The organism is Acinetobacter sp. FDAARGOS_494 (assembly GCF_003812225.1).
Classification (GTDB): domain Bacteria; phylum Pseudomonadota; class Gammaproteobacteria; order Pseudomonadales; family Moraxellaceae; genus Acinetobacter; species Acinetobacter baumannii.
Genome location: NZ_CP033866.1, coordinates 2,867,146 through 2,881,227 on the forward strand (window position 1 = coordinate 2,867,146; position 14,082 = coordinate 2,881,227).

General features: G+C 40.5%; 11 protein-coding genes, 2 pseudogenes and 1 other annotated feature. All 13 genes and pseudogenes read left to right on the plus strand.

All coding sequences use genetic code 11. From position 1 onward, the window contains the following. The first annotated feature begins 31 nt into the window (after positions 1–31). Positions 32–547: a hypothetical protein gene (locus EG365_RS14010; protein WP_001185585.1), complete on the plus strand. Its 516-nt coding sequence runs from the start codon at positions 32–34 to the stop codon at positions 545–547. A gap of 502 nt (positions 548–1,049) precedes the next feature. Then, positions 1,050–1,349: a DUF4258 domain-containing protein gene (locus EG365_RS14020; RefSeq protein WP_000335868.1), complete on the plus strand. Its 300-nt coding sequence runs from the start codon at positions 1,050–1,052 to the stop codon at positions 1,347–1,349. 8 nt (positions 1,350–1,357) lie between these two features. Continuing rightward, on the plus strand, positions 1,358–1,816 hold the full coding sequence (locus tag EG365_RS14025; protein ID WP_000274931.1) for a helix-turn-helix domain-containing protein: 459 nt from the start codon (positions 1,358–1,360) through the stop codon (positions 1,814–1,816). 104 nt (positions 1,817–1,920) lie between these two features. Next, positions 1,921–2,601: a hypothetical protein gene (locus EG365_RS14030; protein ID WP_000721572.1), complete on the plus strand. Its 681-nt coding sequence runs from the start codon at positions 1,921–1,923 to the stop codon at positions 2,599–2,601. A gap of 1 nt (position 2,602) precedes the next feature. Further along, entirely contained in the window at positions 2,603–2,866 is a 264-nt protein-coding gene (locus EG365_RS14035; protein ID WP_001275792.1) for a hypothetical protein, read from the plus strand. 127 nt (positions 2,867–2,993) lie between these two features. Then, positions 2,994–6,416: pseudogene (locus EG365_RS14040) on the plus strand (tape measure protein); the annotation flags it as partial. Positions 6,417–6,440: 24 nt separating this feature from the next. After that, positions 6,441–7,660, plus strand: a protein-coding gene (locus EG365_RS14045; protein ID WP_087486619.1) for an IS3-like element ISAba19 family transposase whose coding sequence is annotated in 2 segments (ribosomal slippage) — positions 6,441–6,717 and positions 6,717–7,660 — 1,221 coding nt in all. Because the reading frame shifts where the segments join, the coding sequence is not laid out codon by codon here. After that, positions 6,716–6,832 (plus strand) — a sequence feature (AL1L pseudoknot). (Overlaps the previous gene by 117 nt.) 38 nt (positions 7,661–7,698) lie before the next feature. Next, a pseudogene (locus EG365_RS14050) lies at positions 7,699–8,616 on the plus strand (phage tail tape measure protein); the annotation flags it as partial. A gap of 90 nt (positions 8,617–8,706) precedes the next feature. Next, positions 8,707–9,294, plus strand: coding sequence for a hypothetical protein (locus tag EG365_RS14055; protein ID WP_000721057.1), 588 nt, complete (start codon positions 8,707–8,709; stop codon positions 9,292–9,294). A 92-nt stretch (positions 9,295–9,386) separates the two neighbouring features. After that, positions 9,387–9,785, plus strand: coding sequence for a hypothetical protein (locus EG365_RS14060; RefSeq protein ID WP_000277448.1), 399 nt, complete (start codon positions 9,387–9,389; stop codon positions 9,783–9,785). Beyond that, positions 9,785–10,291, plus strand: coding sequence for a DUF1833 family protein (locus EG365_RS14065; protein ID WP_000368388.1), 507 nt, complete (start codon positions 9,785–9,787; stop codon positions 10,289–10,291). The genes EG365_RS14060 and EG365_RS14065 overlap by 1 nt, the downstream gene beginning before the upstream one ends. Beyond that, a complete protein-coding gene (locus EG365_RS14070; protein ID WP_000835160.1) occupies positions 10,288–10,650 on the plus strand; it encodes a hypothetical protein in 363 nt (120 codons plus the stop codon). Before EG365_RS14065 ends, EG365_RS14070 begins: the two co-directional genes overlap by 4 nt. Then, positions 10,643–14,068, plus strand: coding sequence for a host specificity factor TipJ family phage tail protein (locus tag EG365_RS14075; protein WP_000598556.1), 3,426 nt, complete (start codon positions 10,643–10,645; stop codon positions 14,066–14,068). The genes EG365_RS14070 and EG365_RS14075 overlap by 8 nt, the downstream gene beginning before the upstream one ends. Positions 14,069–14,082 lie beyond the last annotated feature (14 nt).

Sequence of the window (14,082 nt, forward strand, 5' to 3'; positions counted from 1 at the left end):
GCTTTTTTATTTCTAAAAATTAGAGGTTGTTATGGCTTTAAAAGTCGGAATTATTAAAAGCTCAGACGTATCAAAATGGTGTGAATACAAGGGTGCTGATGGCGATGTACAGGCTGAGTTCAAAGTCCGTGGTATCGCTTATAAGCCTTTTCAGGTAGCTATTGAACGGGCAGGAAACCAGATCTCGTCTAAAGGCTATGATGTGATGGTCAAAGATGAAGATGCCAAGCTTTACCACGAGCTTTTAATGGATGCATGCGCGGCCCACTTAATCGAAGACTGGAAAGGTGTGGTATTTGCCGAAATCGTAGACGGTAAAACTGTTGAGTCCGAAAAGCCATATACACCTGAGAATGCCTCAAAGCTTCTTAATCTTGGTGATATTGGTATTTCAATCTGGCTATTCATTAAAGAACAGGCCCAGAAGATTCAGGAAGACGCAGACAAGGACAAGGCTTTAATTCTGGGAAAGTCATGGAGCTCTACAAATACCAAAAAACGTATGCGTCGAAAACGCCGCACGAAATCGAGCAAATCAAGTTCTTAGGCGGCCGTATTCCGGATCCGCCAGAATATTCGTATGCGGCTGATTCAATTCTTTCGGCATTTAGCACTATATGTCGATCCAGACGTTATGAGCAAAGCATACCGTTATCTTTAGATCAGCAGGCTATCAATGTCTATGCTGAGCATAATGATTTGCCAGTGGCTGCTCATATTTTTAATGACTGTATTTTTGCGTTGGATAATTTGTTTTTGGAGGAGTGCCATAAGAAGATATCAACCAAAAGCAAAGGTAAGTGACCAAATTAGGTATTGCCAGGGACTGAAAAGCCTAATTTGGTCAAAACGTCAAACAATTAAGCAGTTGCTCTTAAACGCGACTCAAAATAACGCAGTCGATGTTACAAAATACTTGATCTGGATTGACAGAAAATTACCTTTAAGGTGTTGCGCGTGATTATCAAATGATGAATAATCACCTTACCGTCAATATTTGACGGTTCAGCATTCTTTTACTCTTTCCAAGAACCTTGGTGTTTGCTTGTATGTGTTTAACATTAACTGAAGCTAAACAAAAACTTAGAGCATTTGCTAGAGATACTAGCAAAATCAAGTTAACTGCACATGCAAAAGAAAGAATGAAAGAACGCTGTATCTCTATGAAGCAAATTATTTGCTGTTTTGAGCATGGAGATATTACTGAGGGGCCGTACCCAAATACTCGTGGTGATTGCCAGTTAAATGTTTCTGTTCGCACTGCAGGCGAATACATAACAACAGCTGTTGCAATCAAGCAGAGCGAGAACGGTGAATTCTCAGTAGTAGTCACTACATTTAGAGAGTAGGCTAAATTATGTATCACTATGAAGAATGCGGTCTGAGCAATATTTGGCTGCGCAATGGATTTACAATTGAAAATGATGAAGACTATGGTGAACTCGTATCTATTGAATCTGTTCATGAGCTTCATAATGCCATTGGGTTGTTCTTAATTACGCAAAAGCCTGACTTGAATGGTGAGGAAATTCGTTTTTTACGTAAAGAACTAAACTTGTCACAGAAGAATCTTGCTGGGCTTTTAGGAGTCAGTGAGACTAGTATTAGACATTGGGAAGCTGATCGCGGTTTAATTGGTAAACCTACTGAGCTATTACTTCGTGCATTATATAAAGAGCATGTTCAAGGTGATGGCAAACTAAGAAGTATGATTGAGTCATTAAATCATCAGGAACGAACTTTAGTACCAAGTGAAATTAGTTTTTCATATGGAAATAACCATTCATGGCATCAAACCAATTGTGAAATAGCTTAGTTAGTTTTATTTGATAGAAACCACCTTCGGGTGGTTTTCCTTTATGTGACATTTAGTAACCAGTTTGTTAAAGTTAGTACACTTTATAACAAACGGTGAAATTCATGAAAAAAATATTGGCTGCGGGTTTAATTGGTCTTGGGTTGGTGGGGTGCGCTACTCCAGCCTATAATTATCAAGCTATACCTAAAAATATAAGCAAACCGCCAATTGGATCAGTTAATAAAGCATTTGTAGGGGATCAAATGCTTGAACAGGGAATGGTGGTTGATCGTGAAGTTCTAAACGTCCCTGAAAATATTAAAATTAGTTTTGCTTATTCACTTACTTCAGGCATTTACTTAAAAACAGGCAAAAATGAAAAAGGGCAATATTTTCAGCCATTCAACACTGTCAGTGGTGGGGGGATGGTTCAGAAAAACCCTTTAGCTGACCCATTTAAAGTAGTTATGTTAGATACTGAAGGTAAGCTCTGTGTAGTAACAGTATTTAATGCAAAAAACTGTACTGATAAACATCAAGCTACTATGAAGACAGTAGCAATTGCATCAGATAATTCCTTCCAACAAACATTAATTTATAGTGGAAAATTTGGAAATAAAATTAATGTCGGGTACCGTGAATTCTCAAGTAATCAAGCACGTCCTGCATTCAATAATGATGTTGAATATGATTTAAGCCAATCTAAGCAAATAGGTTATAAAGGTGCTTTATTGGAAGTAATTGATGCCACTAATCAAGATATTACTTACAAAGTTTTGAAGAACTTTAACAAGGTAGATTAAGATGAGTGCACCACAATATAAACCAATGAGAGAAAGTGAAGTTTGTAATGCTATCGGGTGGGTGTTAATAGCTCTTGGCTTTATCGCAGGTTTTTTATTTATTCTTGCATTTGGTCGAATTGAAGTAGCTTCTTACTATGGTAAAGAAACGGTTTGGTCTGGAGTTATGATAGCAACAGGAATCGGAATTATATTTAATGGATTCCTTGCAGGCTACTTATTTCAAAAAGTAGCTAGTATTCTTCGTTACCATGAGAATAAATAATATCTTGCATAAGCACCCTAGGATGCTTTTTAAAATTGGTTTAACTACCCTGCTTGGTAATTATATTTAACTTAAAAAGAACTACCCACTCATTGAGTGGGTTTTTTATTGCCTAGAGGAAAGTAAAATGGCACAAGAATCCCGTTTGGTCATTGTTATTGATTCGCAAAATGCTGAACGTAATGCGCGTAATCTAGGCAATGAACTTGTTAGCATTGAACGTAAAGGTGAATTTGCATCTAAGTCTATGGACAGCTTGTCTGTAGCCACCAGAGCTTTAGCTGGACACATGGCTGGTTTATTAACAGTAGGTTCAGCCATTTCAAAGATGGATACATATACTGGATTACAAAATCGCCTTAAGTTAGTCACTAACAATCAAGTTGAACTAAATAAAGCAACGGAAGACACTTTCCGAATTGCTCAAAAAACCTATTCAGCTTGGGATTCTGTGTTACAGGTTTACCAGCGTTTTAGTGATAATGCCAAAACTTTAAACCTCACAATGGATGACACAGCACGTTTAACTGAAACAGTTTCTAAAGCTGTAGCAATTAGTGGTGCAAGCGCAGAAGCTGCTGATGCAGCTTTAGTTCAGTTCGGGCAGGCCTTGGCTAGTGGAACGTTGCGTGGAGAAGAACTTAATTCTGTAATGGAGCAAACCCCAGCACTAGCAAAGGCTATTGCTAAAGGTATGGGTATTACTGTAGGTGAATTACGTTCAGTAGCAGCTGAAGGAAAAATTACTTCACAAGAAATTGTAAAAGCGCTTAGAAATGTAGAATCTGATGTTGATGCTCTTTTTGCTAAAACAGATATCACAATCGGGCAGTCTCTCACACTCCTAAACAACGAGATCACAAAATTTGTTGGCGAAGCAGGTAAGGGAAGTGGTGCGGCACAGGTATTAGCTGGATCAGTTCAAACTCTTGCAAGTAATTTAGATTTAATTGCTGATGGGGCTTTAGTAGTTGGTATTGGATATATCACTCGTGCAATTTTGATGAAGAGCGCTGCTATTAAAGAGGGAATGGCTTCAACTTTAGCGAGCCGCCAAGCATCTGTATTAAATGCTCAAGCAGAATATGCAGAAGCTACCGCTGCTTTGAATGCAGCAAAAGCTCATCTCGCGAATGTGCGAGCAACAAATGCAGAAACCCAAGCTAAATTTGGCGCAACAGCGGCAGCAACTCGATACGCACAAGCACAGGCAGCAGTAACTGCTGCTACAAATGCACAAACAGCAGCTCAAATTAAGCTAAATACTGCAACTTCAATTGCAGGGAGACTAGCTAAAGGGGCGTTTGGATTAATTGGTGGGTGGGCTGGAGTTGCAACATTAGGAGTAATGGGATTAGCGGCAGCCTATTCTTATTTTAATAATAAGGCAGAGGAGGCAAAGCAAAAGCTTGCTGAACAAGCTAAAGTTGCTGAGAAAGCTGATGAGGAGTTAAAAAAATTAACTGGCAATGATAAGGCTAAAGCAGTTAATGATTTAACTACTGCTTTTAATGCACAAAATAAAGCATTAGAGAAATCATCGCGTGCTGTAGGGTCTGCATTAATTGATATCGAGAACTATGCACGAGGAAATAGGGAGGTTGAAAAAATTTCCCAAGAAGCGAGAACTGGAACTATCAGCTATACAGAAGCCATTGAACGTCTAAATAAAATTAAGTTGCCTACAGATCTATATGAAAATCTGAAAAAACAGGCTGCGCAGTATGATGACAATGCATCTAAAGCAAGTTTATCAGCTGAGAAACTTAAATTATTAAGAGTTGAAGTGAAACTTGGAGGTAATGAAGCACAAAATGCGGCAATTCAGCATCAAAAACAAGCGGATGCTTTAGGAAATACTGCTACTGAAGCAGAAAAGGCAACTAAGGCTTTGCAAGATTATCAAGCCAAGCAAAAAGATAGCGTTATTGATTCAATCTATAAATCAGGTTGGCTTGATAAAGGTTACACTGTTGCTCAAGCTAATGCCATTTTAGAACTGCAAAAAGCTAAAGGAATGAGTGCAATTTTGTCTAAAGATGAAATTGATAGCGCACTTAGAAATCTCAAGATCATCGAAGAACAACAGGAGCGAGAAGATAAATTAACTGAAGCTAAAAGAAAGCAGACGCAGGAAATTGAAAAACAAGCAAAACTTACTAAACGCTTGGTCGGTATTTCCGGTCAATCCGGTATTGGTACTGGTCCACATCTTGACGTCCGATATGGTGGCTCATTGTCAGGTCAGAAAGTTTCTAATGAACATCTGGCTCGATTACAGGCGGGAGGAAAACCTTTAACTTCCTACAAGATCAGTTCTAATTATGGTCCACGAAAAGCCCCAACTAAAGGGGCTTCTTCATTTCATAAAGGTATTGATTTTTCAATGCCTGAAGGAACACCAATCACGACCAATGTTGCTGTGAAAGATATCAAGACATGGTATGACAGCAAGGGAGGTGGTTATGTCAGTGAAGTGATCTTTGAGGATGGAGTGTCTCTTAAGCTTCTACATCAATCTCCCAAGATGCAGAGCAAGGTGAAAGGTGGTGCAAGTAAAGGAAGTGATAAAGCAGCTGGTGATATTCAATCTCAACTTGAACGTCAACAGGATTTGCAACGGTCACTTGAAAATGAGGTGGCTAGTGAAGTCGGACGGATTAACAATAATAGAAAGGCAAGACTGGAGGATGTTGATAAAGCAAACTTTAGCCCGGAACGTACTGCAGAAATAAAGGCGGAAATAAATCGTCGTGCAGATAATGATATTGCTATAGCCAAACAAGCCCTTAGAACGAAATTGGAAGACTATAAGGAGTTCCAGAAAACCGAGGAACAGTTACTAGAAGAGTCCTTTAACCGTAAAAAGTTCAATGCAGCTCATGACCTTGAATTAAGTAAGTTTGAGCAGAAGCAAGCTGTTGAATTGCTGGAACAGCAAAAACAGCAAGAGTTAGGGTTATTAAAACTAGCTCAGGAACAGCGGTTGTTTCAAGCCCGTTTATCTCTGCTTTCTGAAACGCAAGCCATGCAGGAACGTTACAGACTCGAACGGGAGGAAATTCTTAAGAATACCAAGCTTTCTATAGAAGAGCGGCAAAAGCTAATCGCATTATCTAAAGCCAATCAGGATAAAGAGACACGCGATAAAGTGAATAATGCTGTTCAAAACTGGGGTGGTATCCAAGCGGATATGAATGGTACCGGAGAATTTTTCAGACAGGATCAGGAACGATTTAGCCGTTTAAATGCTGCAAATGATTTAGCAGATAGTCAATTTGCTGCTACTGATCTTGATGAAAAAAATGGTTTAGATGTTCTAAATGCACACATGGAAGCAGGACTCATCAAGCAACAGGACTTCGAAAACCGGAAAACAGCTATCATTCAAGCTGCTCAGGACCAACGCAATCAGATCGCTGCCGAATATGCTCAGAATGCTCAGGATATTGAAGATAAGTATCACCAAGATCGATTGAATGCTCAAATTGCTCTTGGTGGCCAAATGATGGGTTCACTCACATTGAACCGTACCGGGTTTGTCGGAGAGTCAATATTCTGAGAGACTATCCCGATGACAAAACCAAACTATACCCCCGAAATTAGAGAAAGAGCGGTTCAATTACTAATTGAATCTGAAAAAGATTATCCTTCTACTTGGGCAGCAATCACAGCTATTGCTCCTAAAATCGGTTGTACTCCTGAAACATTGCGTGTTTGGTATTTAAAGCATCTGGATCAACTAAATCCTGCCAAAGTACAACAGATATCTGACCAAGAAAAAATGAAGCAAATGGAACGTGAAATTAAAGAATTAAAACGTGCCAATGAAATTCTACGCAAAGCAGCCGCTTTTTTCGCCCAGGCGGAGCTCGACCGCCCACACAAATAATGGTGGATTTTATCCATAACAATAAAGATCGATATGGTGTTGAAGCGATTTGTAGAATTTTACCGATTGCACCTTCAACCTATTACCGAACTTTAGATCTCACTGACAATCCAGAACATCGAGCGAAACGAGATCTACATGATGAGTATCATGCTGAACAAATTAAACGAATTTGGAAAGAAAGTTCAGGTCGATATGGTGTACGTAAAGTTTGGCAAAAATTGAAACGTGAGGGTTATGTTATTGCACGTTGTACAGTTGCTCGATTGATGCAAAAGCTAGGTATACAAGGTGTTTGGCGTGGTAAGAATAAACAAACCACCCGTAACCGAGATGACCAAAAACGGGCAGATGATTTAGTGAAACGTAATTTTAATGCTGATCATCCAAACCAACTATGGGTGGGTGACTTTACGTATATTCAAACTCATTCAGGCTGGGTATATACCGCATTTGTTATTGATGTGTTCTCACGAGCAATTGTTGGATGGAAAGTATCTACACGGATGAATACAGATATGGTGCTTGATGCATTAGAGCAAGCATTGCATGATCGAGGCATGCCAAAGAATGTGATTCATCATTCCGACAGAGGTGTGCAATATCTTTCCATTCGCTATACCAATCGTTTAGAAGCAGCAAATTTACGAGCATCAGTCGGTACAACGGGTGATTCATACGATAATGCTCTGGCTGAAACGGTGAATGGCTTATACAAAACAGAGGTGATTGAATATTTAAAAGCAGATTGGCAAGGTTTAGCAGATGTACAACTTGCGACACTAAACTGGGTAGATTGGTTCAATAAAAAGCGTGTACACAGTGCACTGGGTTATGTATCGCCTTTTGAGTTTGAAGCAATGTACTATGATAAGATTAACCCGTTAGGTCAGGTGGCTTAACTTAAATAAAAAAGTCTCCGACAAACCCGGTACGGTTCACATCGATGTTTGGTTCAATGTTTGGCGAGCAATCAAAAGCATACAAGATCATGTTTGCTGCTGATAAAGCTTATGCCATTGCAGCTGCAGGTATTTCTATTCAGCAAAGTATTGCAAAGGCGGCTAGTGTTGGTTTTCCAGCAAATATCCCATTAATTGCAAGTGCTATTGCACAAGGTGCAAGCATCATTGCAAACATCCGGGCAATTAAAGATCAAGGCTTTGCTGACGGTGGTTACACTGGATCAGGTGGGAAATATCAGCCTGCTGGTATTGTCCATAAAGGAGAGGTGGTCTGGTCCCAAGAAGATATTAAACGCTGGGGCGGTGTTGGCTTAGTCGAGAAAATGCGTAAGAGTGCAAACCCTGAAGCTTTTCTCAATAACAATGCCTTGGCAGATAGTGTCATGCGCCGTGCAATGATGAGCTCTAGTGCCTTTATAGAAAGCCAAAAGCAGGCTGACATCTTTAATCAACCGGTTCAAGATACTCAGATTATCTATAAGGGTAATAGAGACACACCTAAATTAGCTTCTTCTGGAAATTTAGACTTATTCCATGATGGCAAGGTCTACTTCTCATCCAATGGTTTAGTTCAGGATCGTTCAAATCTGGATGATGTTCAGGACTTTACTTTAGGAAGTACTTCACGCCCTCAAGCTGAGATGATGCCTTCAATTGAGCCAGCTTCACCGACAATCAATTTCAAAATTGAAGTGATTAATCAGGTGAGTGGGGCGACAGTTGAAGCCGAACAACTGGACGAGCAAACAGTCCGGATCATTGTTAAAGATGAACTGGATAAGCAGCTTCCAAGAACGGTACCTAAGCTTGTAAGTGATCAAATCGCAAATCCAAACTCAACCATTAGTCGGTCTTTGACTGAGAATACGACAGCGAGAAGAAATCGTACTTAATAATTTGAACCCTTTTCGGAGGGTTCATTTTCATAATATTTAAATTTCAAGGTGATAGAGTCTGTTGGCATTAAAATTGATGGTTAAGACATGAAAAAAATAATTGTAATTTCTACAACACTTTTAGGCCTTACGGGATGTGCCATTCCTGCGGTAAATAATCTCGTAAGATCCACAAATATGTATCAGGATGATGTTTCGGGAAATACTGCAAATTTAAGGGTTTATAGAAGTAATATTCCCATGGTGCAGTTCTATATTACTTATCAAAATAATGAGGGTGAAAAAATTTCAAAAAACCTAATAACTAAGCAGATTTCAAATAATTTAACAAAGTATGGCTCTATGCATGAGCCCAAAAAATTAAATATGCCTAAACCCACAATCAGTTTAAATAATGGTGAAGAGTTTTTTGAGTTTAAAGTACCCGCAAATAAGAAGTTAACTTTCAGGCTTACTTCTGTTATTGGGTCAACTACTATGTATAGTTGTGATGTAAAAATGGACTATCAGTTGGAAAGAAATGGAAATTATGAATTGATCCGTTTAAAACAGATCAAAGATTTTGTGAATCCAGCTTTACTGACTGAACCATCTCAAGATGAAGCCTACTGCAAGTTTGTAGTAAAAGAGATTTTTGAAGATGGTAAAGAAACTATTATTAAATCGATTTCTTAATGTTAAATCGTTTTTGTAATTAATTTAAATATCTAAACCTTATTTCATCAAACCACCTTTCGGGGTGGTTTTTTATTACCTGAAGGAAAGTTATGTACAAGTTAAAGCTAAATCCTCAGACCAGCGGCTATGGCGTAACACCGGGTGATGATGTGAAACGTCAGCAGATGGATGGCGGTCGTGGTCGCTATTACATCGATGTGAAACGTAACAGCCACATTGTTGATGTGAACTGGAACTTAAGTAAAACCGATTTCAATAAAATGATGGCTTTCTGGCGGGTCTACCAGAACAAACCAGCCTCATTTTATGCGGATTTGGTGATTGATCAGGGAACACGTCAGCAATATCTATGCAATTTCATTCCAAACTCGTTCAAGACCAATGAAGTCAACGGCAACTTATATCGTGTGAACGCGCAGCTCGAAGTTGTTCAAAACCAGCCTAACCTGAATGCCGATATAGCATTAATTAAAGATTGGGAGGTCTAATGGATAACGAATATGCCAAGTTCTTTTTCAATCGGAAAGTTGATGTCTATCAACTGGAGTGTATTGAGCTATCACATCCTTCTTTTATGAATACTTATCGGGTAGTCCGTAATGATGACCGAGGTGTCTATGTACAACATAAGGAAGGATCCGGTCAGGTCTATTATGAGTTCTTGCCAGTCTCTATACAAAGATCCGGAATGCTTGGTGATCTGGACCAGACATTAACCGTTTCTATCTCTGGTCTAGGTGATGTGATGCCTGATGAGTTTGAACGGGTAATCGAAGGGCAATATCCAGATGTAAAGCCAACCGTAAATTACCGGATTTACAGTTCAGACAATCTGAACTCTCCAATGTTTTATTTACTTGGACTGCAACTCTCAAGTGTCGCCATGAACCATAAAGCTGTGACATTCAAGGCTGAATCACCACGATTAAATACCACTAAAACTGGGGACATTTTTGCACTGGATCGCTTTAGTGGTTTGAAGGGGGCTATATGAAAAGTCATGATCATTTGCTCGATAGGCAATATGACGAGGATCACTACAACTGTGTTCACTTTGTTCATGAAGCTGCAATGGACCTATATGGCATAGATCGGGCTGAAGCGCTTGAACTCTTTATGCAGCCTAAGGGCAAAATTACTTTTTTATCTTCACGGTTAAAACTTTTAAATCCGCTACCCATGCCCAAGGAAGGCTGCATAGTCGCCTTCCATCCGAGACAAAGAAATAAGCCCCCGCATGTGGGGCTTTTTCGTGGGCAAAAGATTCTTCACCTCATGGAAAGCGGAGTCACTTATTTGCCTGAAGAGGTTGTGATGGAAATGGGGTTTAATCGGGTCAGTTATTATGATTAAAGTTATTTATAAAAAAGACGCTTTGTCTGAAGAAAAGACAATTGAGCAGGCTCAAACCATTGGGCAATGGCTCACTTCAAAATATGAACATATGCCTGAGCATGTCCGTATCTTTCATACTACAAGCAATATGGATCATGCCGAAATTTCATTTGCGAATGAAGTCACACCAAAGAATGCATATGACTTAAAGCAGCTTGATTTCTTACCGGGCACTTTTATCGTAGTTGAGAACCCTAAATGGGTCGCGGCTATTGTTTCGATTGTGATTAGTATTGCGATCGCATTTTTAATGCCAACGCCATCAATAGCACAAACGACTCAAAATACTAACCAGTCTTCTTCAGCAAACAATGAACTTTCTAACCGGGAAAACAAGATCCGGGTGAATGGTCGTATTGCTGATAACTATGGAGCTGGGTGGAATACTCCCGACCTAATCGCAGTACCTTACAAGGTATATGAAAACAACGTTGAAGTTGAGCATGTAGTGGGCTGTATTGGGCGTGGACACTATAAAATCAATAGAGCTTATGACGGTGAAACCAATATTGTCGATATTGCTGGCGCATCGGTAGAAGTCTTTCGACCAGGTGTAGATATTGTTTCAGGTGAGCCATATTTCTCGCTTGGTACCGAAATTACCACGCCGCCACTAACGGTTCAGCATCAAACTTCTGTTAATGGCCAAGTTTTACGTCCTGCTGATACACAATCTTTAGAAGGTACGAACTACCTTCATTTTGCATATCCAAACGAGATTCTTCGGGCAACGGCAAACAACACAGATTTAACCACTAAGTTTGTAAGTAATGACCGCGTAGAAATCACCAATGCCTCATTCACGTTTAATGGCCAGACTTTTGATTTAAATGGTACTTATAGCGTTCTATCGGTAGCTGATGACCGTATGACGTTATCAAATCCGGCGGCCGTTAATGCTAACTGGTTAAAGCTTAAAGAGTTAAATAACCAACAAACTGCAGCTTTGTCACCAAAGATCAGTTCAATAGGTGAAAAATGGATTGGTCCATTCATTCTGGACAATGTTGAACGTAGCCGGGTGCTGTGTAATTTTGTGGCCACCAATGGACTTTATACCGTTTCTTCAGGTGGGTATCAGGCCGCTGTTAATGTCACGATTGAAGTTGAAGTAACACCGGTAAATGAATCTGGTGCAGCGATTGGTAATCCGATGCTGAAGCAGATCATTTTGAAAGGTTCGGCAAAGTCACGTCAGACCGTTGGTGCAACACTTGATATGGTCACGTTTCAGGGGCGTTGTAGTGTCCGTGCACGCCGTTTAACTCCGACTCCGACAGTCACAACAGTTGTTGATGAAGTAAAGTGGCAGGCGCTTTACGGTGCTTATCCTTTACAAAGCACAGTGTATGAACATGAAACGGTTTTTCGTGCGCGTACTTATGCAACCACTGGAGCTTTATCTGTTAAGTCCCGCAAGATCAATTTTGATCTTCAGCGAATGTTGCCGACTTATAAAAACGGGGCAATGACAACAGAGCTATATCCAACGTCTAGCTTTGCTGATGCTTTGGTATCTATGGCACTCGATGACAAGATTGGCCGCCGTTCGATCGATGAGATTGATCTTGAAAACATCTATCGGACCTATAATGATGTAGTTGATTATTTTGGTACGCCGCTAGCGGCTGAGTTCTGTACTACCATTGATGATACGAATCTATCTTTTGAAGAGCTGGTTACCAATCTTTGTGATGCGGTGTTTTGTACTGCATATCGGCAAAACAATAAGCTCAAGCTTTATTTTGAACGGCCAACTGATAACTCGGTAATGCTGTTTAACTTCAGGAATATCATTCCGGATAGTTACAAGCATGACCTGACCTTTGGCGTGATGGATGACTACGACGGACTGATCTATGAATACACGGATCCGACCGACGATAGCCGTATCAATATCTATTTACCGGATAAAGGAGCCAAAAACCCAAAAGAGGTGAAATCTGTTGGTGTACGAAACAAGTGGCAAGCGCATTTCAATGCATACCGGATTTGGAACAAGATGCGCTTCCAGCGCAAATCCATTACCTTTGATGCGGCACCAGAATCAGAATTACTGGTTTTACGTGACCGGATTGCTGTAGCGGATTATCGCAATGGTATTCATCAAAGCGGTGAGGTGGTACAGCAAGAAGGTTTAGTCCTCACCTTAAGCCATGATGTAGATTTCATTGCAGGCAAGAGCTATGTGATTTATCTGCAAATGGCGGATGGCACAGTGGACCTGATTCCTGTTACACCGGGTTCAGCCAAAAATAAGGTGGTTTTAGGGCGGTTGCCGAACGGGGCCTTAAAGCTAAGTCCTGATGATTTTGTAAATACCATCTATACAGTAGTTAATGATGATACTAAAGGTTCATTGCCTTATCTGGTTGCAAAAAGAGAACCGGTTGACCAGTTCTCTAATACTATTACAGCAATTAATTACGATGAGCGCTATTACCTCAACGATAAAGACTTTATTGACGTGCCGGTTGATGATTCTCCAATTTACATTCGATATGACCAGCTGGATATTAATCTGGCGCGTTTATATCAGATGCAAAGAGGGGATTTGCCAACGACTGGCGAAATCAGTTTTGTAGTTGAATCTGGTGCACTAGTTTCTAGTTCGAGTTCTTATCGACCGGAAACCAGATTTGTCTATAAATTCGACTACAACTCCAGTCCGCCGAAACAGGAATTTATTGCCCCTGCAGCGACTGAACTACCCGCCATTGATACTGGTGAGTTCCCACCTGATCTGGTGGTAAATCTGACTATTAAAGGTGCTGTTGTTGGGCGTGGTGGTGATGGCGGTTTACCTCATTTGGCATTTGGCGCATGGGAGTCCGATCCGGATTACAACTTTACTAAAACCCGACGTGATGGGTTTCAGGGAGCACCCGGTTTATTGAACCGGCACAGCAAACTAAACCTGATTATTGATGGCGGCACTCTAGCTCGAGGTGGATCTGGTGGTGGAGCAACACCAAGCGGTATTTACACTGGGTTGTCTTATGGTGTTCAAGGTATTCCGGGTGGAGCTGGTGCACCATTTGGACGGGTCATGACAGGCCAGCCAATTTCAAGCGACTCACAAGATTGGCGCTGGTATTTTGGAAGTTACTTCAATGTCTTAAAAATTACTGATGCCGAAGCTTCGGTACCCGGAAAAGGCTACCGAACCCAAAATGACCGTTATGGATCCCCATTATCAGGTGATGGCGGAAACTGGGGCGAACGTGGTACCAAGTCTACTAATGATGGAACATGGAACTGGAAATACCATGGCACAACTGAAGGTCAGCCGGGGCCAGGTGGACCTGCAATTGTGGGAGTTGCACCACTGACAACTCAATTGATTAATGGAGGGAAAATCTTACAAACCCTTTAAACCTTATAAGAACT

What these genes read in the sequence shown, in the direction of transcription:
- EG365_RS14010 (WP_001185585.1), top strand. Translation starts at nt 32, where the DNA reads ATGGCTTTAAAAGTCGGAATTATTAAAAGCTCAGACGTATCAAAATGG.
- EG365_RS14020 (WP_000335868.1), top strand. Translation starts at nt 1,050, where the DNA reads ATGTGTTTAACATTAACTGAAGCTAAACAAAAACTTAGAGCATTTGCT.
- EG365_RS14025 (WP_000274931.1), top strand. Translation starts at nt 1,358, where the DNA reads ATGTATCACTATGAAGAATGCGGTCTGAGCAATATTTGGCTGCGCAAT.
- EG365_RS14030 (WP_000721572.1), top strand. Translation starts at nt 1,921, where the DNA reads ATGAAAAAAATATTGGCTGCGGGTTTAATTGGTCTTGGGTTGGTGGGG.
- EG365_RS14035 (WP_001275792.1), top strand. Translation starts at nt 2,603, where the DNA reads ATGAGTGCACCACAATATAAACCAATGAGAGAAAGTGAAGTTTGTAAT.
- EG365_RS14055 (WP_000721057.1), top strand. Translation starts at nt 8,707, where the DNA reads ATGAAAAAAATAATTGTAATTTCTACAACACTTTTAGGCCTTACGGGA.
- EG365_RS14060 (WP_000277448.1), top strand. Translation starts at nt 9,387, where the DNA reads ATGTACAAGTTAAAGCTAAATCCTCAGACCAGCGGCTATGGCGTAACA.
- EG365_RS14065 (WP_000368388.1), top strand. Translation starts at nt 9,785, where the DNA reads ATGGATAACGAATATGCCAAGTTCTTTTTCAATCGGAAAGTTGATGTC.
- EG365_RS14070 (WP_000835160.1), top strand. Translation starts at nt 10,288, where the DNA reads ATGAAAAGTCATGATCATTTGCTCGATAGGCAATATGACGAGGATCAC.
- EG365_RS14075 (WP_000598556.1), top strand. Translation starts at nt 10,643, where the DNA reads ATGATTAAAGTTATTTATAAAAAAGACGCTTTGTCTGAAGAAAAGACA.